We start from the raw sequence: 25,040 nt of genomic DNA on the forward strand, positions 1-25,040 counted from the left end.
AGTTAAAGGATCATTATAAGCTTTGGGATTTTTTCGCGGCAAAGAAGAGGGAGGAGCTTATAACTCTTTGATGACGCGAGGGGAGAGGAGCTTGCTAAATGAACCATATTGTTCACCCGATTACTTTGGACGACAAGTATGCGGCCGAATCTGGCCGTGTGTACCTGAGCGGTATTCAGGCACTTGTGCGCCTTGCTTTGGATCGGGCACGACTGGACCGCTTGGCGGGATTGAACACGGGAGGGTTCATTTCCGGCTATCGCGGGTCGCCCATCGGCGGTTATGATATGGAGCTGCAACGCGCCGCCAAATATCTTGAGCCCCGTAATATACAGTTTCAACCCGGCCTTAATGAAGAGCTGGGAGCAACGGCAGTGTGGGGGGCGCAAAAGGTACGGCAGCACGGTCGGGGATCTTCCTATGATGGTGTTTTTGGCATTTGGTATGGCAAGGCCCCCGGTGTGGATCGTGCTGGTGACGTTCTCAATCAGGCCAGTGCCAGTGGCACAGATCCCAATGGAGGTGTTGTAGCACTGGCAGGGGATGATCACCTAGCAAAATCATCCATTTTACCGGCTCAGAGCGAATTTTTCTTTCAACATGCCGAAATTCCGGTGTTAAATCCGTCAAATATACAGGATGTGCTGGATTTTGGTCTTCATGCCTTTGAGCTCTCGCGCTATAGCGGCCTGTGGTCCGCGCTCATTTGCCTTGCCGATACCATGGATGCCTCGGCCACTGTCTCCGTTGCGCCAGAGCGCCTGTCCTTCAACCGTCCAAAGTCCAAAGACCCGCGCCGCAATGCCCAGTTGAACCGGACCCTGCTTTTGGGTAATCGGCTGGAGACAGAGCGCTTGCTGCGCGACATCAGGTTTCCGGCGATTCATGCCTATGCGCGGGCCAACAGGCTGGATGGCATCGGGTATGGGGCAAGGAAACCGCGCTTTGGCATAATTGCCACCGGTAAGGCCTACAGGGATGTGTGTCAGGCCTTAAAAATGTGCGGGGTCAGTGAGAAACGGGCACGGGACATCGGCCTTGGTGTTTATAAAGTGGCACTGGCTTACCCAGTGGAGCCCGTCGGCATTCGTGAATTTGCTCGGGGGCTGGAGAAGGTTCTTGTTGTGGAGCATAAACGTGCCTTCCTTGAGGCGCAGATTAAAGAAATTGCGTACGCTTGGCCCGATGGGCAAAGGCCGCAGATCTGGGGTAAAAAGGACAATGAAGGGGAGCCGCTGCTCTCCGATGTTCTGGAACTGTCCATCAGTGAAATAATTCAGGGGCTTCTCAGCTTTTTCCCACGCGACTTTGTGGGAGAGGAAATGCGGGAAGTCTCGCAAAGGATCATGCGCCAGCAAATGTGGGCGCAAGGGCATGGAGAAAGAGCAGGGCGCACGCCTTTCTTCTGTTCGGGTTGCCCGCACAGTCGCTCAACGGTGGTGCCCGAAGGCGCAAGGGCCATGCCCGGAATTGGGTGTCATGCTATGGCTGAAATGGCCGGACGTATCACCGATGGTCAGGTGGCCATGGGCGGTGAAGGGTCCTTGTGGGTAGGGCAGGCCAAATTCTCCAAGGATAAGCACGTATTTGCCAATATGGGCGATGGAACCTATTTCCACTCCGGCATTCTGTCCATCCGGCAGGCCGTTGCCGCAAATGTGCCCATCACCTTCAAGATCCTTTATAATGACGCTGTTGCCATGACAGGCGGACAGGAGCTGGATGGAACCTTGACCGTTCCTCAATTACTCCAGCAGCTTCACGCGGAAGGAGTGGGGCGGGTGGCCCTGCTGTCGGAGCAGCCTGAACTCTACAAAGGTAGGGGAGACCTTGCCGTGTCCCAGCCGGTCAAGCACCGCGATGAGCTGCAGAACGTTCAAAAAGAGTTTCAGGAGTATGCAGGGGTCTCGGCAATTGTTTATGACCAGACCTGCGCGGCAGAAAAGCGTCGCCGCCGTAAGCGGGGGCAGTATCCCGATCCGGACTTGAGATTGTTCATTAATGATCGGGTGTGCGAGGGCTGTGGTGATTGCAGCGAGAAATCCAACTGTATCTCGGTGGAGCCCCTCAAAACCTTGTTCGGTGAAAAACGCAGCATCAACCAGTCATCGTGCAACAAGGACTTTTCCTGCGTCAAAGGCTTTTGTCCGTCCTTTGTCTATGTGGAGGGAGCCGCGCTACGCAAAGCGGAGAAGGTGGAGTTTGATCTTACCTCGCTCATAAAAGAGCTGCCGGAGGTTCAAAAGCCTTCCTTGAATGAAACCATGAACTACCTGGTGGCCGGTATCGGCGGCATGGGAGTGACAACGGTTTCCGCAATCCTTGCCATGTCTGCCCATGTGGAGGGGATACAAGCCTCCACACTGGATATGACCGGCCTTGCGCAAAAGGGTGGCCCTGTCACCTCCCATGTGCGCTTTTCAGCAGCAGATAGTATGATTGAAGGGCCGCGGGTGCCGCCCGCACGTTTGGATGTGCTGTTAGCCGGTGATAAGCTGGTTGCCGCCAACGCCGAGCAGTTGGGCCTCTATCACAAGTCCCGAACCTACAGCTTTGTAAACACCAAGGTGTCCCCCACAGCCGAGTTTGTGCTTGACCAGTCCCAAAGCTTCAAGCGAGGAGCGATGATGGAAGCTCTACAAAGCGCTTCCAAGCAGCTCAACAGCTATGACCTTTCCTTCATTGCGGAAAAACTGTTCGGGGATGCCATATATACCAATATGATGCTGGTGGGGCTGGCCTACCAGTCCGGCAAGTTGCCCGTGTCAGTTTCCTCAATCGAGGCGGCGATCCGGCTGAACGGGGCAGCGGTAGAGGCCAATATCAATGCCTTTCAGGCGGGGCGGGTTCTTTATGCAAATAAGCAGGCGGTTCTGGCGGTAATGCCTCGGATTGAAGCCGTCAAGCATATGGACCTTGAGGAAAAGATCGAGTTCTTTGCCAAAGACTTGGTGCTTTATCAAAATGAACGCTATGCCTCCAGATATCGCAGGGCCATTGCCCGCCTGCGCTTGCAAGAGGAAACTGCAGGGCAGACAAACCTGCCGGTAACCCATGCAGCAGCTGCCATGCTTTATAAGGTGATGGCCTATAAAGATGAGTATGAAGTGGCCCGTCTTTATACGGAGCCGGCCTTCCGTGAGAAACTAAAAGCACAGTTCGCCAACCCCAAAAAGCTGAAGGTCATGCTGGCACCGCCCATGTTACTGCGAAAACTTGACCCGATGACAGGCCTGCCCAAAAAGGTCTCGTTCGGTCCGTGGGTCTTCAAGGCGTTTAAGGTGCTTTATGCCATGCGCGGGTTGCGGGGCACCGCTCTGGATGCGTTTGGCTACACCAAGGAACGCAGAGCTGAACGTGCCCTTATTTCGCAATACCTTGCCGACATGGAAACCGTTGGCGAGCGGATGGGGGCAGTCACTCATGATCGCCTTCTGGATCTGCTTATGGTTCCGGATGAGGTGCGGGGGTACGGCGCGTTGAAAGAGAACAATCTGGCCAGCGCCAACAAACTACGTCAAGAGCTACTAACCCATCTGGATGATGATCCAACCACCTTTGAGTTCAAAGAAGCTGCCGAATAAGACAGAACAAGTAGAGGAGGCTCATTCAAAAGAGTCTCTTTTTTGGAGTGATTCTCGGGCCCCGACTATCATAAAACATGCAAGCCTTAAGGCGCAGTTTCCCTTGCTGTACCGGCCTTTTTGCTGGGGTTTTTTGCTCCCTTTAAGTATTAGCTTGAAACATAGTTAAAAATATATATAAACCGTCCAGACGGTACAGAACCGTCCGGACGGTACAGTTACTTAAGAATTTCTTAACCAAAGACGGGCCATGGCAGAAACCACACGCGATCGCATTCTGGATGCTGTTGAGGGAATTATCTGTGAGCAGGGTATTTCCGCGCTTACAATTGAAGGGGTTGCTCTGGAGGCAGGTCTTTCAAAAGGTGGTGTCCTTTACAATTACCGCACAAAGGATGCCTTGATCCATTCCATGATGGACAGGGTCTCCGAGAAATTCAGAGTGGATATTGCTGAAGGACGAGAGCGCTATCTCGCCGAGGGGCAATCCAACCCCACTTTGAGAGCGTGTATCGACAGTTTTCAAACGGTCGATGAAAAGCGTCTGCTGCACAATATTGTCTCCATTTCTCTGGAACACCCTGAATACATGGAAAAATTCCGCAAGTCCTGCTGTGAAATTGAAACTGCGATTGTGGATGAAGCCGAAGACAAAAAGCTGGCGGTATTGGTTAATCTGGCCTTAGGCGGCCTGCACTTTAGAAGAACACTCGATATCGAGGCCAAAAGCAAGGAAGAGATATCGGGTATTTTGGACCACTTGGTCGAACTGCTTGAAAATAAATATTTCCCCCAAGACACGACGAATTAGACCTATGGAAAACCACATGAAAGACTTTTTCAAAAAAGTAAGGCGAGAGCGTCGGGCCATGCCTTATTTCTATAAAGCTGCCCTGATGGTGGTTGGTGGTTCGCTTTTGCTGGCGGGCTGCTCGGAAGAAAAAGCGGAAGTTGTCGAAGAAGCACAGCCACGTCTGGCCAAAGTCATGGTTGTTTCTGAAGAAATTGGTACAGCTACTCGCGAGTTTCCCGGAAGAATTCAGCCGGTACAAACAGTTGATCTGTCTTTCCGTGTAAACGGCCAGCTGGAACAATTGCCGGTTCGCGAAAGTCAGATGGTTAAAAAAGGCGAGCTGATTGCCGCTCTCGACCCATCCGATTATGAAGCTGTGCTGCGCGAGGCTGAAGTCAACTTCGAGAAGAAAAAGCTGGACCTTGGCCGCCAGCAGACTTTGAGAGACAAGAAAGTTACCTCGCAAGGTCAGTATGACGATGCAAAAGCTGCGTTCGATCTGGCTGAAGTCTCACTGGATAATGCTCAGCGGAATTTGAGCTACACCAGCATTTACGCGCCATATGACGCGGTCATCACCAGCCGTCTGCTGGACAACTATACAAACATATCTGCGGGCACCCGCGTTGTTCGTATTCAAGATGTGAGTGAAGTGCAGATTGATATCAATGTTCCTGAAACCCTGTTTGCACGGGTCAAGGAAAGTGATGTTCTGGCTATCTCGGCAAGCTTCCCTGCTTTTCCGGGTGAAGTATTTCCTATGGAATACCGCGAGCACTCCACGGAAGCTGATGCGGTTACCCAAACCTACCGTGTGACTATGGCTATGCCTTATCCGGAGGATATTGATCTTTATCCGGGCATGACTGCAAGCGTTAGCGTTAAGGTGCGTGCTGCTGATCACGATTCTGGTGGCGCATTCTTGATCCCAACAACTGCAGTTACAGTGGGCGCAGACAGCTCTCCGTTTGTGTGGGTGGTGAATGACAGGAATTCTGTCGAAAAGCGTCCGGTGGAAATCGGTGCTGTGACGGGGCCATTCATTCCAGTTGAAACCGGCCTTTCCAAAGGGGAAACAATCATTGCTGCGGGCGCTTCAGCTCTCATCCCCGGCCAAACCATTCGTCCAATACAATAAGGGCAAAGTTTTAGAAAAATGGATGTTGCACGCTACTCGATAGAGAAGCCCGTCAATATCTGGATGGTAGTCCTTATCGCCTTTCTGGGCGGTATCTGGGCGCTCTCCACGATTGGACGGCTAGAAGACCCTGCGTTCACCATTAAGGTTTCGCAGGTCATCACAGCATACCCCGGCGCAACGGCTGCCGAGGTTGAAGAAGAAGTTACTGAACGGCTGGAAACAGCAATTCAGCAAATGCCGCAATTGAAGCGGATCGATTCCACATCGGAGCCGGGTCTGTCCCGTATTCAGGTGGAAATTGAAGAGAAATACGACGGAACAGCCCTCCCGCAGATCTGGGATGAGCTGCGCCGCAAGGTGAATGACGCTAAAAGCCAGCTGCCCGCAGGTGTCCAGCCTCCAATTGTCTACGACAGCTACGGCGATGTATTCGGCCTCTATTATGCCTTGACAGCGGATGGCTATTCCAACCGCGAGATCCGCAAAACGGCCAAAGAGATCAGACGTGAGCTTCTCACAGTTGAGAATGTTGCAAAGGTTGAAGTTCTGGGCGATCCTCAGGACGAGATCTACATCAACATTTCTCAAGACCGTCTGTCACAGCTGGGCATTTCTTTGAATGACGTGCTGAGTGTTCTTGACGCGGAAAATGCTATTCAGCAAAACGGCACCACCCTTGCCGGTGGCTACCGTATGCGCATTGCCACAGGGTCGGCGTTCGATACTTACCGCTCCATTCAGGATCTGGAAATTGGTGTTCCCGGCTCAACCGCCATGGTCCGCCTGTCCGATGTTGCAACCTTGAGCGTAGAAGAGCCAGATAGTCCGGAACGGCTGGTCCGCCAAAACGGCGCGCGCGCTTTGACGATCGGTATTTCAGCTTTGGCTGAGACGAATATTGTGGAAGTTGGTCAAAACGTTGAAGCGTTCATTGACCAAATCAACGCCGGTCTGCCTGTGGGCATGGAACTTACCCCAATCTATGAGCAGCACGTAGTTGTTGATGCGGCGGTAAGCTCGTTTGTTCTGAACCTAATCATATCCGTTAGCATCGTGATTGCCGTTCTTGGCATCTTCATGGGCTGGCGTGCTGCAATCGTGGTTGGGAGCGTTCTGCTTCTGACAGTTCTGTCCACCGTTCTTATCATGAACCTTGCCAATATCGAGTTGGAGCGTATCTCGCTTGGTGCCTTGGTTATTGCCATGGGCATGCTGGTGGATAACGCCATTGTGGTTGCCGAGGGCATGATGATCAACATGCAGCGGGGCATGAAGCCGCGTGAAGCTGCAACGCAGGTTGTTGAACAAACCAAGTGGCCTTTGTTCGGGGCAACTCTTATCGGGATTATGGCGTTCGCGGGTATTGGTCTTTCCAAAGACTCCGCCGGTGAATTCCTGTTCTCCTTGTTTGCGGTTGTGGGCATTTCCCTGACCATGTCATGGATCTTTGCAATCCTCGTCACTCCGTTGTTTGGTAAGTACTTCTTCAAGACGTCCCTTACCGGCAACAATGATGATCCATACAAAGGCATCATCTATTCCTCCTTCAAGTCCATTTTGCTGCTGACCTTGAAGTTCCGCTGGCTGACTGTTGCGGCTCTGGTTGGCACATTCATCTTCTGTGGCTGGTTGTTCCAGTTTGTCGGAAACTCGTTCTTCCCGAACTCTGCAACACCATTGGTCTATGTGAACCTGTGGAACCCGCAGGGAACGGATATTAAAACAACCGAAGCTAACATCCTCAAGCTTGAGGAAATGCTGAAGAATGATGATCGTGTCGATGCCATGAGCTCATTCATCGGTGGCGGTGCAACCCGTTTCATGCTGACGTATAACCCGGAGGATGCCTCTTCCAGTTATGCCCAGGTCATCGTTCGGACCCACACGACGGATGTGATCGACCAGCTGGCTCTGGATGTGCGGGCATTTGCGGAGCAGAACCTGCCAAACAGTGAGGTTTACACCGAACGTCTTGTATTTGGCCCACCATCAGGTGCCGATGTTCTGGCGCGCTTTTCCGGTCCCGATGCTGACGTTTTGCGCGGAATTGCAGAGCAGGCCGTCACTATCTATAAAGACCCGCAGTACAGACTTGGCGATGCGCGTACCAACTGGCGTCAGCGCGAGCTGGTTCTGCAGCCGGTGTTCGATGAAGAGCGTGCCCGCATTGCAGGCATCACCCGCGCCGATCTGGCTCAGGCGGTTCTGTTCAGCTCCGATGGTATCAACGGCGGCAAATTCCGTGATGAAGATGAGGACATCCCCATTGTGGCACGCCGCACGCGTGATCAAGGCAAGGATGCATCGGAAGAACTGGTGAACTCCCTCGTGTGGAGTGCGCAGCAACGCGCCTACATTCCAATCGAGCAGGTCACCAAGAGCTTCGAAACAGTCTCTGAAGATACCTTGATCCGTCGCCGTGACAGGGTGAAAACCATCTCGGTTATGGCCTCCAGTGCCCCTGATGAGCTGGCCTCCGTTGCCCATTCCCGCGTGCGTGGTGCCATCGAGGCTATCGAGCTGCCACATGGCTACACTCTGGAATGGGGCGGGGAATATGAAAGTTCCCGCGATGCACAGCAGTCCCTTGGTGGCAAGCTGCCAATCACATTCCTTGTGATGATCCTTACCACCATTTTGCTGTTTGCAAAGGTGCGTGAACCGCTGATCATCTGGCTCATCGTTCCCATGTCCATCAATGGCGTGTCGCTGGGTCTGGTTGGAACCGGCATGCCAATGGACTTCATGGCGTTGCTGGGTGTTCTGTCTCTTTCCGGTATGCTTATCAAGAACGCCATCGTTCTTTTGGAAGAGATCGACGCGCAGATTGAGCAGGGTATAGAGAAGTTCAAGGCGGTGGTTGATTCAACCGTCTCGCGTCTGCGCCCTGTATCCATGGCGGCAATCACAACCATCCTCGGTATGGCTCCACTGGTGGTGGACCCAATGTTCCAGAGTATGTCTGTGGCCATCATGGGCGGTCTGGCCTTCGCAACCGTTCTCACAATGGTGGCAGTGCCGGTGCTCTACGTGATCTTCTATAAAGTGAAATATACTTCACTAAATGGAAGCGAAACTCCAGTTTCACCGGTAGAGACGCAGGCACAACCGGCGAAAACCCAAGAGCTGGCAGACGCTTAAAGGTCTCAGGATTCTAACAAAAAGCCGCCCCTCTGTAAGTGGAGGGGCGGCTTTTTTTGTTTCACTTACTTGAAACTAAACATAAATACTGAGAGTAAGGGCAAACAAGCCAATAGTAAGTGCAGTTAGCTACGAGCAATGCATAGGTGTTTCAGGAAGTAACGAGTGACTAGATCCGAAATATTAACCAGCGATCTGCTGAGTGCAGTGCAAAAGTCTGAACAGAAGGTCAAAACGCCTTTTTGGCTGTATGAGGCGGACCCCATTCGCAAGCGGGTGCAACAGCTAAAGGCCTTCGATTGCATTCGCTATGCGCAAAAAGCCAACAGCAATGTTCATATTCTGAAGATTTTGCGCGCGGAGGGTGTGCGCGTTGATGCTGTCTCCCTTGGAGAAATAGAGCGCGCGTTGCGGGCCGGATTTGTTCCGGGCACCAAAGACGAAGAAATTGTTTTTACGGCAGATATCATCAATGATGAAACACTGGCGCGGGTTGTGGAACTTGGTATTCCGGTCAACTGCGGCTCCTTGGACATGCTGGAGCAGCTTGGCACAGCTTCCAAGGGGCATCCGGTGTGGCTGCGCCTCAATCCCGGTTTCGGCCACGGCCACAGCCGCAAAACCAACACGGGCGGGCCATTCAGCAAGCACGGAATCTGGTATGAGGAGCTGGAAGAGGCGGTCGCCCTAGTGAAAAAGCACGGTCTGGATCTGGTGGGCCTGCACATGCACATTGGTTCGGGCGTGGATTACTCTCACCTGCAGCGTGTTGGCGATAGTATGGTTGCGTTCGTGAAACAGCTGAGCCACCCCATACGCGCCATTTCCACAGGTGGCGGGCTGTCCGTTCCCTATAAATCCGGTGAAACCGAGGTGGATGCCCAGCACTACTTTGATATCTGGCAGGAGACCAGACAGCGGATTGAAGAGCTGCAAGGTGTTCAGGTCCGGCTGGAAATTGAACCGGGGCGCTATCTGGTGGGCAATGCGGGCATCTTGGTGGCCAAGGTATACGCCGTCAAAAAAGTGGCTGACAAGCACTTTGTGCTGCTGGACGCTGGCTTCACCGATCTGGCTCGCCCTGCCATGTATGGCAGCTACCATGAAATTGACTTTGTGAAGGCAAATGGCGAGGAAGTCACCGATCCGCTCACAGAGTTCGCTATTGGTGGCCCCCTGTGTGAGTCGGGGGATGTGTTTACCCAGCAGGAAGGCGGAGTGGTGGAGTTTCGCTGCCTTCCCCTGCCTCAAGTGGGGGATCTGGCAATTTTGCGCGATGCGGGAGCCTATGGGGCCACCATGTCCTCAAACTACAACAGCCGCCCTTTGATTCCGGAAGTCCTGTTAGACAATGGCCAGTTGCGCACCATCCGCAACCGCCAGACCATCGAGCAGCTCATGGATCTGGAAGTTCAAAGCGAGGTATTTTAATCCCTCACGCACTGGTGAGGCTCCGAATATTGCCTCACCTCTCTTCAAGTTCGCTCGCAAGTGTTTTGCTAATCACTTTGAGCCAAACTTGCTCTTCCACGTAGGCATCAAGTCGCTCTCCATGGGGCTTGCATTATAAATCCCCCGTGCGACGGCCCGAGACAGGGTGGAGGCCGCTACAGCGCAGAGTTCCAGAAACTCGGGCAAGGCCGGGGCGTTGCCCACTTTGCCGGTACTGACTGCAAAGACCATATCGCCGTCAAGGGGGGTGTGGGATGGCCAGATCGCCCGCGAAAGCCCGTCATGGGCGGCAACGGCCAAACGCTTGGCTTCGGCTTTGGTCAGCGGTAAATCAGTTGCCACAATGGCGATGGTGGTGTTGGAGCCGGCGGTCGGCTCATCGCCGCTTGCGGGCAGTTTGGTGACCACTTTGTGGGCGTCTTCCGGCATGGGGCTGGGGTAGCCTTTGCCTCCGAACTCATTGCCCTTTTCAAAGGGCGCAGCCCAAAAATGCGCGGTGGAGCCGATTGTGGTGCGCCCCAAAGCATTCACCGCAACCAGAGCGCCAACGGTTGCGCCATTGGAAAGGCGTGTGGAGGCCGAGCCAAGGCCGCCTTTCAGGTCCGCCGTTGTGGCCCCGAAACCCGCGCCAGCACTGCCAAGGGCAAAATCGGTGGCTGCATTGGCAACGGCCTGTTTTCCAAGAGAGTTATAGGGGGAGATGTCTCCCCAGTTCTTGTTGCCGCCATTTAGAAGGTCAAATAAGATTGCGCCAGGCACAATAGGAATCCGTATGCCGCCCACATCAAAGCCGCGCCCCATTTTGGCAAGAGCATTTTGAATGCCGGTACCGCTTTCTAGGCCAAAGGCGGAGCCACCGGAGAGGAACAGGGCGTCCACGCCGTCCACCGTTTGTTCTGGCTCCAGAAGGGCCACATCACGGGTGCCGGGTGCCCCGCCATGAATGGCGGCGGAGGTTACAAAAGGCTCGTCTCCCATCACAATACTAACGCCGGTCTTCACGTTCGCATCGTGGGCATTGCCCACCTTGATCCCTTGCACATCCGTAATCAGGTTCAAAGGCTTTGTGCAGGTCTTCTCCATGATGCTCCTCCCGAAATGAACTTGGGCTGTACTCTATAGCGCGCAATTTCAGGAGGCCAGAGGCAAAAGAGACACCCTCTTAAATAGCGTGGTAATCGCGGTCCATATAGATCAAAGCGCGGTTTTTAAAGCCGTAATGGACAGCAACAACTTTGCCGAACATAACCGAGTGTGTTCCAACTTCCGAAACCTGCATCAACTGGCAGTCAAAAGAAACCCGTGCATTGGAAAGGGCAGGGGCCCCTGTTGCCAGATCCATCCATTCACCCAGTGCAAAGCGCTCTTCCATCGGCAGGTCCCCACGCCCTGCAAAGGCGTCGGAAATCTCCGTGTGGTTATGAACGAGAGTATTGATGGTAAATACCTTGTTCTTCTTGATAAGCGTGTTCACATAGGATTGGCGGTTAAGGCAAGCAAGCAAGGTAGGCGGCGTGTCACTGACCGAGCACACAGAGGAAACAGTTGCTCCAGCTCGCCCTTCCGGTCCATCGGAAGCGATAATATGCACGGAGGCGCCCAAGCGGCTCATGGCTTCCCTGAATTCACTTTGGTCGAGTTTCTTATATTCGTGGTCTGTCATTGACTGCAGTCTGTCTTTCTATGGGGGCACCTTCGAAAGGTGGGAAAAACAGATTAACTTTCATCTATTTTCCATCTGGTTCAAAAATTCACAGATCACATAACCGCTAATGAGTAAAACTGCTAGTGCGCGGGTGCATTTTAAAGAAGTCACCGAGGCGTTTTAAAGAGGATCGGAAGGTTCGGCCATTTAACTGCGTCACAGGGACTGATTATTGTGCGCTGTTTTACCGGAAACCGACACTAGTCTTACCGCAAACGGAATGGGAAAGAAATCAACAGAGCCGAACATTTTCCGAGGGGAGCGAATCTGTGTCCCAAACCTTTGGCGATCGAATAACTTATGTGATTTCACTTATTTATTCATATGGGGTATTTCAAGGGGCTCGCTGCTGTCTTATAAGCAGATGCAATTTTTTTGCAAAATGGCGCTTTAAAGGGGAATGAAATTACAAATAATCTCTTTTTTCGTTCTGGAAGTTTACATATTTTGCATTGCTTAGTATAAATTAACAAAGGTTAAGGTTAACCTTCCAGAGAAGACGGTAATAGCCGCTTATCCTATCGGGGAACAAAACTTAAAATGGATTACTTTCTCCAACAGCTAATTAATGGCATCACGTTGGGGTCGATATACGGCCTGATCGCTATTGGTTATACGATGGTCTACGGGATCATCGGCATGATTAACTTTGCTCATGGTGATATCTTTATGGTGGGTGCTTTCATTGCACTCATTTTGATTGTCACTTTGGGTATTACTGCTGCCACACCAGTATTTTTGCTTGTACTTGCTTTGGGACTTGTTCTTATAATTGCAATGGCCCTCACCGCCGTTTGGGGATGGACGGTTGAGCGGGTTGCCTACCGGCCGTTGCGTGGGTCTTTCCGCTTGGCGCCGTTGATTACGGCAATTGGGGCATCCATTGCTCTGCAAAACTTTGTTCAAATTTCTCAAGGTGCACGCAACAAGCCTTTGCAGCCACTCATTCAAGGGGGCTTTACCTTGACTGACGGGGGCGCAGACGGAACAGGCTTCATCGTGCAGCTGTCTTACATGCAGATCATCATCATGGTCACCACCCTTGTCTTGATGGTCGGCTTCACACTCCTTATCAACAAAACCTCCCTTGGCCGCTCCCAGCGCGCCTGCGAGCAGGACCGGAAAATGGCGGGCCTTCTGGGGGTGAATGTTGATCGCACAATCTCTCTCACCTTTGTGATGGGGGCAGCATTGGCATCGGTCGCCGGTATCATGTTCTTGCTCTATTACGGCGTGATTGATTTCTTCATCGGCTTCCTCGCAGGGGTTAAAGCGTTCACTGCCGCTGTGCTTGGCGGGATCGGTTCGCTCCCCGGCGCCATGCTGGGCGGGCTCCTCATTGGCCTCATCGAGACCTTCTGGTCCGGTTACTTCTCCGTTGAGTATAAAGATGTTGCAGCCTTTTCGCTTCTGGCGATCGTGCTCATCTTCATGCCAGAAGGCCTTCTTGGTAAGCCAGAGGTGGAAAAGGTATAATGACAAAAGCAAAAGACTCGCTGTTGGTTTCTAGCGTAAAAGATTCCATCGGCGGCGCTGTAATTGCCCTTCTTCTGGCCGTGGTCATGTTGGGCATGAAGGTAGACGTGGCCTCCGGTCTTGGTGCCGGGCTGTTTATTGAATACCGCTGGGCTGCAGTAGGCATTGCTGGCGCTCTGGTGTTCGCTGGCCGTTTGTTTCTGAACCTGTTTTTCTGGAAGCGGGACAATCCTGTCACTTTGAATGTTTCCAGCCTGTTGCCAAGTGGCAAAAGTGCATCTGCGCTGTCCGGTTTTGCAAAGCCGGTTATGCTGATCCTTGCCGTTGCCTTGCCTTTCGCGCTTATGTACTGGCTCGGTGCGCGCGGGTCACGCCAGTATATCGACCTTGCTATTTTGGTAACCACCTACGTGATGCTGGGCTGGGGCCTGAACATCGTTGTGGGGCTTGCAGGTCTGCTGGATCTTGGCTACGTGGCGTTTTACGCTGTTGGTGCTTACTCCTACGCGCTGTTGGCTCATTACTTCGGTTTCTCCTTCTGGCTGTGTCTGCCGCTCGCCGGTATTCTGGCCGCATTCTGGGGCATCATTCTGGGCTTTCCGGTGTTGCGCCTTCGCGGTGACTATCTGGCTATTGTGACGCTGGCCTTTGGTGAGATTATCCGTGTGGTCTTACTGAACTGGTACGAGTTTACCGGCGGGCCCGATGGCCTCTCTGGAATTCCGCGTCCAACCTTCTTCGGTCTGGAGTTCAAACGCGGTGAGGGCGGCTTTGCCGATTTCTTCGGGCTGGATTACAGCTCCATTCACAGGATCATTTTCCTTTATTACCTCATCCTCATTCTCGCCCTTGTGACCAACTTTGTCACAATGCGTCTGCGCCGTATGCCTATTGGCCGCGCGTGGGAAGCTTTACGCGAGGATGAAATTGCTTGCCGTTCACTGGGCATCAACACCACCAACACCAAGCTGACAGCGTTTGCTCTGGGGGCCATGTTCGGCGGCTTTGCCGGTTCGTTCTTTGCAACCCGTCAGGGCTTCATTTCGCCTGAAAGTTTCACCTTCATGGAATCGGCCATCATTCTGGCCATCGTGGTTCTGGGTGGTCTTGGGTCGCAAATGGGTGTTGTGATTGCAGCGCTTGTGATGATTGGCGGTTTTGAACTGTTCCGCGAACTGGAAGAATATCGCATGCTGGTCTTCGGCCTCATCATGGTCTTCATCATGGTTTGGAAGCCCCGTGGTCTGGTATCGGTTCGTATTCCGAGTATTTCCCTCTCCGGTAAAGCCAAGGGAATTTCTGCAGATATGGTTCAGGAGGGTCACGGATGAGCAACTGGGACATAAATCCGGCGCTCAAGGTTGAACACCTGACCATGCGCTTTGGTGGTCTAACCGCCATTAACGATCTTTCGTTCAATGTGGGACGCGGCGATATTACCGCGCTCATCGGGCCAAACGGCGCGGGCAAGACAACAGTCTTTAACTGCGTGACCGGCTTTTATAAGCCAACCGAAGGCCGGATCATCATGGACCGCTCAAACGGAGAAAAACATCTCCTTGAGCGCATGCCCGACTTTAAAATCTCCAGAACGGCCAAGGTTGCCAGAACCTTCCAGAACATTCGCCTGTTCGGCGGCATGACCATTTTGGAAAACCTGATGGTCGCCCAGCATAATCCGCTGATGGTGGCGTCCAACTTCACAATTGGTGGCCTGTTCGGTCTTCCCGGCTACAAAAAAGCCAGCAATGAAGCGGTTGACCGCGCGCGGTACTGGCTGGATCGCACCGGTCTTATCGACCGTGCGGACACGCCTGCTGCAGACCTTCCTTACGGCGACCAGCGCCGTCTGGAAATCGCCCGTGCCATGTGTACAGGTCCGGAAGTACTTTGCTTGGATGAGCCAGCAGCTGGCCTCAACCCCAAGGAAAGCTTGGAACTGAACACACTGCTTCAGTACATCCGTAAAGAGCACGATACGTCTGTTTTGCTTATCGAGCATGACATGTCTGTTGTGATGGAAATCTCCGATCACGTTGTGGTGCTGGATTACGGCGTGAAGATTTCCGACGGCTCGCCCGAACACGTGAAGAACGATCCTGCCGTTATCGCCGCTTATCTGGGCGTTGAAGACGAGGATATGGAAGATATCGAGCAGGAGGTTGGCCTATGAGTGTCGCCCAGCCACTTCTAGAAGTGCGTGGAGTGGAAACATTCTACGGTAAAATCCAAGCGCTAAGAGGCGTTGATATCGAAATCAATGAAGGTGAGATTGTTACCATCATTGGCGCCAATGGCGCAGGCAAGTCTACGTTGATGATGACCGTTTGCGGCACGCCGCAGGCTCGAAATGGCGCGGTTGTCTATAATGGGGAAGACATAACCTACAAGCCCACCTATGAGATCATGCGCACCGGTATTGCCCAGTCTCCTGAGGGACGGCGCATTTTCCCGCGCATGACGGTTCTTGAGAACCTGAAAATGGGCGCCATGGTCGCCGATGACAAATACTACGAGGAAGATCTGGAGAAAGTATTCCATCTCTTCCCCCGTTTGAAAGAGCGTCAAAGCCAGCGCGGCGGCACGCTATCAGGTGGTGAACAGCAGATGCTGGCCATTGCCCGTGCCCTCATGGGTCGTCCTCGTCTCCTGCTTCTGGACGAGCCGTCTTTGGGTCTGGCTCCCATCATCGTGAAGCAGATTTTTGATGCGATTAAAGAGCTGAACGAGCGTGAAGGGCTCACCGTGTTCCTCGTGGAACAGAACGCCTTCCACGCCCTCAAGCTGGCCCATCGCGGCTATGTAATGGTTAACGGTGTCATCACCATGAGCGGTACCGGCAAGGAGCTTCTGGCACGTGACGACGTGAAAGCAGCTTACCTTGAAGGCGGCGGACACTAAGGAGAACCTCATGTCTATTCTTTATGGAAGTTCTTTTCTTGTCTTCCTGTTTCTTGTGGTGATTTTGGGTGGGCTGGCAGCCTATGCAACAGGGCGGGCTATTGCCAACACATGGCGGCCGCTGTTTGTGCTGTTCTGGTTCATCTTCCTGCTCACCTGCGCCATGCGCTTCCTCTCGTTTGCGCTGTTCGAAGAGCCTTTGCTGTCTATCCAGTATCTGGTCGTTGACTATGTTGTTTTGATCACCATCGCCCTTCTTGGGTGGCGCTACACCAGAACAAACCAGATGACGCTCCAGTATAGTTGGCTCTACCGAAAAACCTCTCCATTTTCATGGAGCTTAAAACCCGGGCAGAGTGATGCCTACTGAGGCAAAACTCTGAAAATTGGATGCTGAATCTTAGATGAGGATACGCGGGTAGCGAAAAATTGGAGTACGCAAAAACTAAATTCAGAAATGTGTGCTCTAATTCCAAGTAAACAATCGAGAATCAGTTGCAAAAGTTTCTATGGGTAGTTCACACTACCCATAGTTGATCTGGTGGCAGACGGCATCAGAGGGGTCCGGAATGCCTATCAGATCTGGGGCAAGGCAAACCTTCGTCCCGTGGTGAAAAAAATCACCAATATTGAAATGTTTCAGAAATTTACCTGAAACCAGGGGAGTTAATATGAAAAATTATCTACTAGCGGGTGTAGCTGCAATTTCTGCTTTGTCCATGTCCAGTGCTGCTATGGCTGAGATCGTTATTGCAACAGCTGGCCCGATGACTGGTCAGTACGCCTCATTCGGTGCCCAGATGAAAGCTGGTGCTGAGCAAGCTGTTGCAGACATTAACGCTGCTGGCGGTGTGAATGGCGAACAGCTGGTTCTGGAAGTTGGCGACGATGCTTGCGATCCAAAACAGGCTGTTGCTGTTGCCAACAAAATGGTTGGTAACGACGTTGTCTTCATCGCAGGTCATTTCTGCTCCGGTTCTTCTATCCCGGCTTCTCAGGTTTATGCTGAAGAAGGCATCGTACAGATCACACCAGCATCCACCAACCCGAAATACACTGATGAGCGCGCAGGCCCGGGTACATACCGCGTATGTGGCCGTGATGATCAGCAGGGTAAAGTTGCCGGTGAAACTCTTGCCAAAAACTATGGCGACAAGAACATTGCCATCATTCACGACAAAACAGCTTACGGTAAGGGTCTTGCAGACGCTACCAAAGGTGTCATGAACGCTGCTGGCAAAAACGAAGCAATGTATGAAGCCATCACAGCTGGCGAAAAAGATTACACTGCTCTTGTTTCCAAGCTGAAGGCTGAAAAAATCGATGTTCTTTATCTGGGTGGTTACCACACAGAAGGCGGTCTGATTAAGCGTCAGATGGTTGATCAGGGCATGGACACTGTTCTTATTTCTGGTGACGCGCTGGTAACAGACGAGTACTGGTCCATTACAGGTCCAGCAGGTCAGGGCACACTCATGACCTTCTCACCAGACCCACGTAAGAACGAAGTTGCCAAGCCAGTTGTGGAAGCTCTGGAAGCTGCCGGTAAAACAGCGGAAGGTTATTCCCTGTACACCTATGCAGCCATTCAGGCATGGGCACAGGCTGCCAACGCTGCCGGTACGACTGATTTCGACGATGTAATCGTTGAGCTGGACAAAGGCAACTTTGAAACCGTTCTGGGTGAAGTTGCATTTGATGACAAAGGCGACGTGAGCCTGCCAGGTTACGTTTGGTACGAATGGAAAGACGGCGGCTACGACTACCACTAGTCTGCGTCTAATAACGCTGCAAGGGCGGTGGGGTAACCGCACTTGAGAGAAAGGCTCCAAGGTTTGTACCTTGGAGCCTTTTTTATGCACTCCTCCCAATGGGGCACCTCTATCTAAATAAAGAGTGGTGAACGGCGTTTCGTCACCGTGTGAAGGAGCCGTCTTCACGGTATTACTCACCAGAAGGCGGAGGAGGTGCTTTTAGGTCTTTGAGACGCTTTGCATAGTCGGGCAGGTTTTGCACGGCGATCGCATAGGCTTCTCCCAGCTTTAGTCCTGCCAAAACATCACTGGGAAAATGAACTCCGGCAAACACCCTCGAATAGGCAATGCGGTAGGCGTATGCGTTCAGCTCCTTTTCTCGCCCGGGAAAAACCTCAGAGAGCAGTTTTGCAATGAACATGGCTCTTGTTGCATGTCCACTGGGGTAGCTGAAGGAATCTCCAAGCTTAACCACAGCATGCACATCCGAATTTGCCTCGTAAGGGCGTAGTCGTTTGTATCTATCTTTGAGAGCGAAATAACTGGCCTTCACATTCTGCGCGGCGTCCTCAAGCAGATTCTTTAAAGCAGCGGCATCTACCTTGAAAAGATCTTTTGAAATAATCGGAGCAAATGTCTCCACTGAAAGATCATTGGCGTATTTGGCAAAGCCAACTTGCTTTTTTGTGCGTATGCGCTGGATCCATAGAACGACTGCCATGTCCTCCTTGGCCTCTACAGAATCAGGCAGGGGCGGTGGACCGATAAACGCGCTGCCGTAGGCCTCCTCTAGTATCTGCGGTTGGCTGGAAGGTACATTTTCAGCAAGTGCGTGCCCACCTACAACCAGCAGAAGAGAGAAAAGGAGCGCCAAAAAAACTCTCTCCAAGCTGTAGATATGGTTCCTTACCAAATGGGCCGGGGAGGTTCGCATTTCGTTTGCCATGTGCTTTTCCTGATTAGCCAAAAGACGCCAGACTGGAACGGCTCCAGCCTCATCCCTTCAGCCAATTGGGTTTTGTTGAATTTCAGGTTTCGCTTTTCAGGAAATACTTGGTTTCTTGAAAAACTCCCTAAAAGAACCCTAAAGCACTTTTTGAAAACAAACGCTTCTTGTCATGCCTGCATAAGCCCCGTAGTTCTCAATGGGCTTGTAATTTCGCTTCAAATAGAAATTGATTGCAGCTTGGTTGATGACACGTGTTGAAAGACAGATACTGGAATAGCCCTCCCTGCGGGCCATGTCTTCCAGTTTCTGGCAGAGCGCGTTTCCGATCCCTCTGCCTTTTTGTGCTGCATACATTCTTTTGATCTCGCAGCGGTGTTGATCCAGAGGCCGATACCCTCCACATCCAACGGGCTCTCCCTCAAGCATGGCAAGCACAAATGCAGCTCCTTTTTGAGAAAAGGAACCAAGCTCCGCGTTCTGGCTTCCATCATCTCCTGTTATGTGCTTTAGGGCCGCTCCAAGCTCTTCCAGCAAGCCAAGGGCCTGTGAGTTTGCTGCAACGTTGTTTAGAAAAGTAAATTTTAGCCTTGAGTGGGGAGCCTGATCAGAATGATTCATGGGGATATCGATTTTCCTCAACTTGCTGGAGACGGGGATAAAATTTTCTAGTTTTCCAAACTTGACCCAATGCCCCGCAGTTCGTGCCCTTTGCATACAGGTTGAATAATATTGCGCACAACATCGCACAAAAACATACCATTAGAGAACAGAATGCAACATTCGTCCATATGTTCGAAATATTTCCGTAAATTCAATAGTTTATAGTTATGCAATGCGCTGTGAAATTTCCCGTGCAGTAAAGAGTTATAGTTTAGAATATCTCAACTAACCTGTCCCGAGCCTAGCTCGGGACACGCTTTGTAAAAGGGGGATAAATGCTAGTCCGCCTGTAATGTGTTGGCCTCAACCTTGACATTGAAGAGTTTGGAAATCTGGGTCGGAGCCATCATGACAGATCCCGCTACCTGCGGAAATGGCATCGGGTTGGCCACAGATGCGGAAGCGCTGAGTGAGACTGGGTCTTTCAGGAAAGCAGTTCCGGCTGTCAGAAGTTGCTGCTTCAAAGCCTTATCCGGCACAGACTCCAAAGAAAGCGGCAGCATCATTTGCAATGCGGCTTTAATGGCTTCCGGCGTGCTTCCCTGCTTCTGCGCGTATACACTCAAGGCGCGGTCAAACAACCCATAATCCACGTAGTCTATGGAGACATCACTGATGGTAAACATCTGAGCCAAAGACATGGCATCCGCATCGTTGTCTTCGTCTTCCAACTCCGCCAGCTTTTCCAGTGACGCCATGGTCAGACCGCCCATAGTCAAAGAAAAGTCAATTTTTCCAAGGTCTTGAGCGTCCATGCTATATTCTTCGAAGGCAAGATCTCCAGATTCGGGGTTGTATTTTCCCCGAATATCCAAGTTAAGTGTAATGCCATCCAGATCCAGGTTTGCAAAAGCTTCCTGCACCTGCTTGTTTAATGTGCTGGTATCCAGAACCGCGTTCTTGAAGTCTGAAGTAAAAGTAAGATCCCCGTTGTCATCAAGTGCTGACATAGCTGCGTTCGCCTGTGCAACGGTAACCTCAAATTGCGCGTCCTTGTCGACCCCTTTGATCAACATACCACTTACTGTCGTTGAGCTATTGGGTGTGTAGTTCAGCACTTCCAATGCTTCTTCGAAGCTTTGTGGGTTAGGATTAAACCCGACAACGGTGTTCTTGAAAATCGATTTGTCGGCTGTCAGCTCAAAAAAATTGTTCTGGATTTTGTAGCCGTTGGCCTCAACCGTTCCAACGCTCACCAGCCCGTTATCCAGATTTTTGATTCCACTAATATTTTGCAATTCAATGGTAATTTCGTTTGTCCCGAACTCATCCAGTTCAGCAGTATCAGTGGCGAAAGACTGCTCCATTTTCAGATCATGAATAGTAATCGTGTCAGCACTCTCGGAAACTTCACCATAGGATTTGACTGTGAAGCCACTTTTTTCATAGGCGGTGAGATAATCGTCAAGCTTTTCAATACCAGTGCTTTCAAAGGCCAAAGCACCACTGGTCATGAGAGCCAGTAGGCTTACACTCATCCCGAAAGAAACAGGTTTGATACGCATAAATGAAGTCATGGTTTCTCCTAAATCACTCTGGTCTACCCAGTACAAACATATGTCCAGAATAACCCATTAAAAGTAAGCTGCGCATAAAAACGAGTTTACCTGTAAGCCGATGAAATATCCGCCCGCCCAGTAAATACGTTCCTATAAAATCCAATCAGTAGATTTTAACGTGTTTCTAAATACGAAAGAAAGGCTAGGTTCTGTTTTCATCCGAACCTTTTGGATGTTTTGCCCAAATTTACAGATTGCCCTTAACCTGCGGGTGAGCAGTTGGTGTGCGGAGCTGGTGAATGTTTGTAAGAACTCTGTTGTTTCTTTTAGTTGTCTGCCTGTCCTTTGCAGCAAGAGGGCAGTCCAGCAGCCATTTGAATACGCCAACACCAAAGGATCGGGAAGTCTTTAACAGCTGCTTGGAAAAGGCTGGTGTTAAACTGGCCCCAGCCGTGGCCTGCATAGGGGCTGTTTTTGAGGCGTGTCAGGCGGAACCAAAGCAGCAAACAAGCCTTGGAATGCGCGTCTGCCTTTCTCGCGAAAGCGAGCTTTGGGATGAGCGGCTGAATGCGGCCTATGAAAAGCTTATGGCGGCCTATCCAGATGCCGCGAAAAAACAACTGCGCAAAGCAGAGCGCACATGGATTACCTACCGAAAACAGGACTGTGATGTCCCTGTTGTCCTGTATAACAAAGGAAGTTTTGGGCCAGTAGCTGCAATGCACTGTTTCAACCGCGCCACTGCCCTTAGAGCAATTCTGCTTGAGCAGATGATCACTCCCTCATGAAGAAAATACTGTATCTACTGGTTGGACTAATTTTACCCATTGCTGGCCTTGCAGCTGCCGCCGAACAGCTGCCCAAGTGCAGTGTGAAGGATAAACGCACACCTGTTCCACGATGGGAAAGTTCTGCGGACCTGGAGTTAAATCTCGCGTATCCACCACCACAGTCCGTCGGTATGGTTGTTTTCCTGCGAATAATCTTGGACGATCAGGATCAGAGCACATGTGAACGTGATGGTGATGAAGGACCAATGGTGTTTTCCTATGATCGCAATCATCAGGACTTGGACCGGGACGGACTAAAAATCTCCGTAATGGGGCAACCCAAACTTTTAAAGGGCCAGTGCGAGCTCAAGGGCCTATATACGATAGTGCGGGTACAGCCCGTTGGAAAGAAATGGACCGAAGTTTTCTATGAAAAACAGAACCTTGAGAGTCTCCAAGCCTCGGAAAAGTTCTGCCGGTTGATACAAGATGGCTAGGTGGGCATGCCCTCAGTTATGGGGGACATGTAAGCTTCTGGGAGCTTGCATAGTAGGGCCAGCTTGAAGTGCGTTACACAGGTCCTGAACGCTCTTCAGGCTGTGGAGTGAGCGAAAGTCATCCACATATGGCAACATAGCTTGTATGCCTTTGGCTTTGGCTTCAAAACCGTCATATCTGAGAAGTGGGTTCAGCCAGATCAGATGACGACAGGAACGGCGCAAGCGGTCCATCTCCTTCGCAAGGTCTTCATTGCTATCTCTTTCAAGGCCATCGGTTACCAGCAAGAGGGTGGTTTTGCTGTTCAAAACACGCTGGGCCCAGTCTTGATTAAAGCGGTGAAGTGCCGTGGCAATCCGGGTTCCACCAGACCAATCTTTCACTCCTTTTGTGCAAGCATCAAGCGCCTCGTCAGGGTCCTTGAGCTTTAGCTGACGTGTAATGTTGGTTAAACGGGTTCCAAAAACGAAGGTATGGCTGTTTTGCCGTTGTTCGTTCAGCGCATGGAGAAAATGAAGGAAAATACGCGTATACTGGGCCATGGAACCAGAAATATCGCAGAGTGAAACTATGGGCGGAGACGCCTCCCGTTTCTGCCGGTACTTTAAGTCGATCCCATCATTTCCGGTTCTCAGAGAAGCCCGTAAGGTTCTTCGGGGATCAATCATACCTCTTTGTGATGGCTCTTTTCTGCGGGTGACAATGGTATCGCGGGGAAGGCGCATTCTGGAAAGGGCTAGTCTCGCCTCATTGATTTCCTGCGCACTCATTTGCTCGAAGTCTTTCACTTGAAACTTCTCGTGGCCGGAGACTGAAAGCAGCGCATTGACTTCCAGACTTGCAGGGGAGGCAGGTTCTTTTTGTTTTCTGCTTTTTTGAATCGCTTGCGCAACTCGGGCTTGCGCCGCCTGAGGCTTTTCTGGCTTTCGAGTTTTTGAAGGCGCAACGGGGGAGAGAAGTGCAAGCATTTTCTCGATTAAGTTCTGGGTCTGCCAGAATTGGTTAAATGCTTGATCAAAGACGGGGCGTTGATCGTTTTTTCTTAAAAAAACGGCCTGCAAAGTCCAGTAAAGGTCCTCTCTGCTATGAAGACCGTTCAGTTGGACAGCTTTAATCGCATCCACCACACTTGCAGGGCCAACAGGCAAGCCTGCATCACGCAGAACCCTTGAAAAATAGACAATATTTTCACTAATCCTCCCCTCATTGGCTGGCTTGGGCGAGGGGGTGTTTTCATGCATGTTAAAGCTCTTCCGGATTAAGGGAACGGTTCGCCATCTGAACTTTTTGTTTGATGTCTTCCACAATGATGTGTGTTTGGGAGCCCTTGATACGTTCTATATCCTCTTGGTACTTTAAAAGAGCACCTAAAGTGTCCGAGGCAACTTCGGGATCAAGTACAACCTGATTGAGTTCCGTTAAAGCAGTCGCCCAGTCCAGTGTCTCTGCGACCCCCGGGGCCTTGAACAGGTTCTCTTCGGCACGAAGGTGCTGAACGAAAGCCACAACTTGGGCTGATAGATGTTTTGCAGCTTGGGGTAACTTGCGATGAATGATAGCCAGTTCCCGTTCAGCCTCCGGATAATCTACCCAGTGATAAAGGCATCGCCGTTTCAGCGCGTCATGTATTTCCCGCGTTCGGTTGCTGGTAATAATTGTGATGGGCGGTTCGTCAGCCTTAAATGTTCCAAGCTCTGGAATACTCACCTGATTGTCAGAGAGTACCTCCAGCAAAAATGCTTCAAAAGCCTCGTCAGCTCGGTCCAGCTCGTCAATCAAAAAGACGGGAGCGCCAGCCTTACTTGTTTCAAGTGCTTGAAGAACTGGACGTTTTATCAAGAACTGCGGAGAGTAGATTGACTTGGAAAGCTCGGTCTTATCGGCTGATCCTGAGGCCTCGGATAATCGTATTTCCAGCATTTGCGCGGTATAGTTCCACTCATAAACCGCAGTAGAGATATCAAGGCCTTCATAGCACTGCAAGCGGATGAGAGGGCGTCCCAGAGCACCAGCCAGTACTTTTGCGACTTCAGTTTTCCCAACACCCGCTTCTCCTTCTAAGAACAAAGGTCGCTGCATTCTCAAGGCCAAATGAAGGACTGTCGATAAAGAGCGGTCGGCAATATAGTCCTTTGAAGACAGCAGCTTCAAAGTATCTTCAATGGAGCTAGGGATACTGATTTGCGACATTTATACTTCTACTCCCCACAACTCTAATATGAACTAGGAGGTAGCATAGAACGCGCCCAAGGTATTTTCCAGCTATAATGATCAGTTGGTTTACTGCATCGGAAGTAATTGATTTTTTTCGGAAACTCGCATCTGGAATGCTCTGTTGCAGCGGTCCGTATCCGGCATTTCCAAATATTGCATCATGTAATGATTGCAAAATTCGGCATAGGGAGTTCCGTCAACTCCCAAATCAACCAGAGCCTCATAGGCAACGACACAGTAAGCGTCCATGCGGCGCTTGCCAAAGGTGTACCGTGTTGCGCAATCTTCTGTTTTTTGTACAAGCCTCTCAATGTGACGCTTGGTTCTGGTATCTGGTTCAATGGATTGAGCAGGGCTGGGGGCAAGGCATGGAAAAGCTACAGCAAATATAGATAGAGGTTTGAGGAACCTTGAAAAGGAATTGGTTTGCGCCGATTGCATTGGGACTGCCAATTTGTTTTCATTGGCTTTATATTCCCATATATCGCGTAAAAATGCGTAAA

General features: G+C 51.3%; 21 protein-coding genes. 13 read left to right on the plus strand and 8 right to left on the minus strand.

Annotation, left to right across the window (positions count from 1 at the left end; translation table 11 throughout):
- Positions 1-98 precede the first annotated feature (98 nt).
- The 5 genes from P6574_RS04945 (at position 99) to lysA (ending at position 10,090) form a co-directional block, all read left to right on the plus strand.
- A complete protein-coding gene (locus tag P6574_RS04945) occupies positions 99-3,584 on the plus strand; it encodes an indolepyruvate ferredoxin oxidoreductase family protein (RefSeq protein ID WP_310619278.1) in 3,486 nt (1,161 codons plus the stop codon).
- Positions 3,585-3,834: 250 nt separating this feature from the next.
- Positions 3,835-4,395: a TetR/AcrR family transcriptional regulator gene (locus tag P6574_RS04950; protein WP_310619279.1), complete on the plus strand. Its 561-nt coding sequence runs from the start codon at positions 3,835-3,837 to the stop codon at positions 4,393-4,395.
- Positions 4,396-4,411: 16 nt separating this feature from the next.
- The gene (locus tag P6574_RS04955) at positions 4,412-5,515 is read left to right on the plus strand and encodes an efflux RND transporter periplasmic adaptor subunit (protein ID WP_310619280.1); all 1,104 of its coding nucleotides are present in this window, start codon (positions 4,412-4,414) and stop codon (positions 5,513-5,515) included.
- Positions 5,516-5,533: 18 nt separating this feature from the next.
- Positions 5,534-8,659, plus strand: coding sequence for an efflux RND transporter permease subunit (locus P6574_RS04960; protein WP_310619281.1), 3,126 nt, complete (start codon positions 5,534-5,536; stop codon positions 8,657-8,659).
- Between the two features lie 165 nt (positions 8,660-8,824).
- On the plus strand, positions 8,825-10,090 hold the full coding sequence (lysA, locus tag P6574_RS04965) for a diaminopimelate decarboxylase (RefSeq protein WP_310619282.1): 1,266 nt from the start codon (positions 8,825-8,827) through the stop codon (positions 10,088-10,090).
- A 72-nt stretch (positions 10,091-10,162) separates the two neighbouring features.
- Here lysA and P6574_RS04970 read toward each other — a convergent pair whose 3' ends face one another.
- Complete coding sequence (locus P6574_RS04970; protein ID WP_310619283.1) at positions 10,163-11,194, minus strand: P1 family peptidase; 1,032 nt, start codon at positions 11,192-11,194, stop codon at positions 10,163-10,165.
- Positions 11,195-11,273: 79 nt separating this feature from the next.
- Positions 11,274-11,774, minus strand: coding sequence for a flavin reductase (locus tag P6574_RS04975; RefSeq protein WP_310619284.1), 501 nt, complete (start codon positions 11,772-11,774; stop codon positions 11,274-11,276).
- Between the two features lie 582 nt (positions 11,775-12,356).
- On the opposite strand from P6574_RS04975, the gene P6574_RS04980 reads away from it, so the two are divergent.
- From P6574_RS04980 to P6574_RS05005, 6 genes are all read left to right on the plus strand, one after another.
- Positions 12,357-13,292, plus strand: a complete 936-nt coding sequence (locus P6574_RS04980; RefSeq protein ID WP_310619285.1) for an ABC transporter permease subunit — start codon at positions 12,357-12,359, stop codon at positions 13,290-13,292.
- Positions 13,292-14,623, plus strand: a complete 1,332-nt coding sequence (gene livM, locus P6574_RS04985) for a high-affinity branched-chain amino acid ABC transporter permease LivM (protein WP_310619286.1) — start codon at positions 13,292-13,294, stop codon at positions 14,621-14,623. The genes P6574_RS04980 and livM overlap by 1 nt, the downstream gene beginning before the upstream one ends.
- Positions 14,620-15,465: an ABC transporter ATP-binding protein gene (locus tag P6574_RS04990; protein WP_310619287.1), complete on the plus strand. Its 846-nt coding sequence runs from the start codon at positions 14,620-14,622 to the stop codon at positions 15,463-15,465. The genes livM and P6574_RS04990 overlap by 4 nt, the downstream gene beginning before the upstream one ends.
- Positions 15,462-16,193 carry an ABC transporter ATP-binding protein gene (locus P6574_RS04995; RefSeq protein WP_310619288.1) on the plus strand — a complete coding sequence of 244 codons (732 nt, stop codon included), beginning with the start codon at positions 15,462-15,464 and terminating at the stop codon, positions 16,191-16,193. The genes P6574_RS04990 and P6574_RS04995 overlap by 4 nt, the downstream gene beginning before the upstream one ends.
- A gap of 10 nt (positions 16,194-16,203) precedes the next feature.
- Positions 16,204-16,563 carry a DUF6867 family protein gene (locus P6574_RS05000; RefSeq protein ID WP_310619289.1) on the plus strand — a complete coding sequence of 120 codons (360 nt, stop codon included), beginning with the start codon at positions 16,204-16,206 and terminating at the stop codon, positions 16,561-16,563.
- A gap of 301 nt (positions 16,564-16,864) precedes the next feature.
- Positions 16,865-17,965, plus strand: a complete 1,101-nt coding sequence (locus P6574_RS05005; protein ID WP_310619290.1) for a branched-chain amino acid ABC transporter substrate-binding protein — start codon at positions 16,865-16,867, stop codon at positions 17,963-17,965.
- A gap of 172 nt (positions 17,966-18,137) precedes the next feature.
- Here the strand turns inward: P6574_RS05005 and P6574_RS05010 are convergent, their stop codons facing one another.
- From P6574_RS05010 to P6574_RS05020, 3 genes are all read right to left on the minus strand, one after another.
- Complete coding sequence (locus P6574_RS05010) at positions 18,138-18,893, minus strand: phosphatase PAP2 family protein (RefSeq protein WP_310619291.1); 756 nt, start codon at positions 18,891-18,893, stop codon at positions 18,138-18,140.
- Between the two features lie 138 nt (positions 18,894-19,031).
- Positions 19,032-19,514, minus strand: coding sequence for a GNAT family N-acetyltransferase (locus tag P6574_RS05015; RefSeq protein WP_310619292.1), 483 nt, complete (start codon positions 19,512-19,514; stop codon positions 19,032-19,034).
- Between the two features lie 320 nt (positions 19,515-19,834).
- Entirely contained in the window at positions 19,835-21,073 is a 1,239-nt protein-coding gene (locus P6574_RS05020) for a hypothetical protein (protein ID WP_310619293.1), read from the minus strand.
- Positions 21,074-21,354: 281 nt separating this feature from the next.
- Here P6574_RS05020 and P6574_RS05025 point away from each other — a divergent pair, with 281 nt between their 5' ends.
- Positions 21,355-21,843, plus strand: a complete 489-nt coding sequence (locus P6574_RS05025) for a lysozyme inhibitor LprI family protein (protein WP_310619294.1) — start codon at positions 21,355-21,357, stop codon at positions 21,841-21,843.
- Complete coding sequence (locus P6574_RS05030) at positions 21,840-22,322, plus strand: hypothetical protein (RefSeq protein ID WP_310619295.1); 483 nt, start codon at positions 21,840-21,842, stop codon at positions 22,320-22,322. The genes P6574_RS05025 and P6574_RS05030 overlap by 4 nt, the downstream gene beginning before the upstream one ends.
- 12 nt (positions 22,323-22,334) lie before the next feature.
- Here P6574_RS05030 and P6574_RS05035 read toward each other — a convergent pair whose 3' ends face one another.
- From P6574_RS05035 to P6574_RS05045, 3 genes are all read right to left on the minus strand, one after another.
- A complete protein-coding gene (locus tag P6574_RS05035) occupies positions 22,335-23,564 on the minus strand; it encodes a vWA domain-containing protein (protein ID WP_310619296.1) in 1,230 nt (409 codons plus the stop codon).
- 1 nt (position 23,565) lies between these two features.
- On the minus strand, positions 23,566-24,513 hold the full coding sequence (locus tag P6574_RS05040) for an AAA family ATPase (RefSeq protein WP_310619297.1): 948 nt from the start codon (positions 24,511-24,513) through the stop codon (positions 23,566-23,568).
- 90 nt (positions 24,514-24,603) lie between these two features.
- Complete coding sequence (locus P6574_RS05045) at positions 24,604-24,990, minus strand: hypothetical protein (protein WP_310619298.1); 387 nt, start codon at positions 24,988-24,990, stop codon at positions 24,604-24,606.
- Between the last annotated feature and the right edge of the window lie 50 nt (positions 24,991-25,040).

The organism is Pseudovibrio sp. M1P-2-3, assembly GCF_031501865.1.
GTDB classification, from domain to species: domain Bacteria; phylum Pseudomonadota; class Alphaproteobacteria; order Rhizobiales; family Stappiaceae; genus Pseudovibrio; species Pseudovibrio corallicola.

What these genes read in the sequence shown, in the direction of transcription:
- P6574_RS04990 (WP_310619287.1), top strand. Translation starts at nt 14,620, where the DNA reads ATGAGCAACTGGGACATAAATCCGGCGCTCAAGGTTGAACACCTGACC.
- P6574_RS05000 (WP_310619289.1), top strand. Translation starts at nt 16,204, where the DNA reads ATGTCTATTCTTTATGGAAGTTCTTTTCTTGTCTTCCTGTTTCTTGTG.
- P6574_RS04980 (WP_310619285.1), top strand. Translation starts at nt 12,357, where the DNA reads ATGGATTACTTTCTCCAACAGCTAATTAATGGCATCACGTTGGGGTCG.
- livM (WP_310619286.1), top strand. Translation starts at nt 13,292, where the DNA reads ATGACAAAAGCAAAAGACTCGCTGTTGGTTTCTAGCGTAAAAGATTCC.
- P6574_RS05005 (WP_310619290.1), top strand. Translation starts at nt 16,865, where the DNA reads ATGAAAAATTATCTACTAGCGGGTGTAGCTGCAATTTCTGCTTTGTCC.
- P6574_RS04945 (WP_310619278.1), top strand. Translation starts at nt 99, where the DNA reads ATGAACCATATTGTTCACCCGATTACTTTGGACGACAAGTATGCGGCC.
- P6574_RS05010 (WP_310619291.1), bottom strand. Translation starts at nt 18,893, where the DNA reads ATGGCAAACGAAATGCGAACCTCCCCGGCCCATTTGGTAAGGAACCAT.
- P6574_RS05040 (WP_310619297.1), bottom strand. Translation starts at nt 24,513, where the DNA reads ATGTCGCAAATCAGTATCCCTAGCTCCATTGAAGATACTTTGAAGCTG.
- P6574_RS05015 (WP_310619292.1), bottom strand. Translation starts at nt 19,514, where the DNA reads ATGAATCATTCTGATCAGGCTCCCCACTCAAGGCTAAAATTTACTTTT.
- P6574_RS04955 (WP_310619280.1), top strand. Translation starts at nt 4,412, where the DNA reads ATGAAAGACTTTTTCAAAAAAGTAAGGCGAGAGCGTCGGGCCATGCCT.
- P6574_RS04975 (WP_310619284.1), bottom strand. Translation starts at nt 11,774, where the DNA reads ATGACAGACCACGAATATAAGAAACTCGACCAAAGTGAATTCAGGGAA.
- P6574_RS04970 (WP_310619283.1), bottom strand. Translation starts at nt 11,194, where the DNA reads ATGGAGAAGACCTGCACAAAGCCTTTGAACCTGATTACGGATGTGCAA.
- P6574_RS05020 (WP_310619293.1), bottom strand. Translation starts at nt 21,073, where the DNA reads ATGACTTCATTTATGCGTATCAAACCTGTTTCTTTCGGGATGAGTGTA.
- P6574_RS04995 (WP_310619288.1), top strand. Translation starts at nt 15,462, where the DNA reads ATGAGTGTCGCCCAGCCACTTCTAGAAGTGCGTGGAGTGGAAACATTC.
- P6574_RS05030 (WP_310619295.1), top strand. Translation starts at nt 21,840, where the DNA reads ATGAAGAAAATACTGTATCTACTGGTTGGACTAATTTTACCCATTGCT.
- P6574_RS04950 (WP_310619279.1), top strand. Translation starts at nt 3,835, where the DNA reads ATGGCAGAAACCACACGCGATCGCATTCTGGATGCTGTTGAGGGAATT.
- P6574_RS05025 (WP_310619294.1), top strand. Translation starts at nt 21,355, where the DNA reads ATGTTTGTAAGAACTCTGTTGTTTCTTTTAGTTGTCTGCCTGTCCTTT.
- P6574_RS04960 (WP_310619281.1), top strand. Translation starts at nt 5,534, where the DNA reads ATGGATGTTGCACGCTACTCGATAGAGAAGCCCGTCAATATCTGGATG.
- P6574_RS05035 (WP_310619296.1), bottom strand. Translation starts at nt 23,564, where the DNA reads ATGCATGAAAACACCCCCTCGCCCAAGCCAGCCAATGAGGGGAGGATT.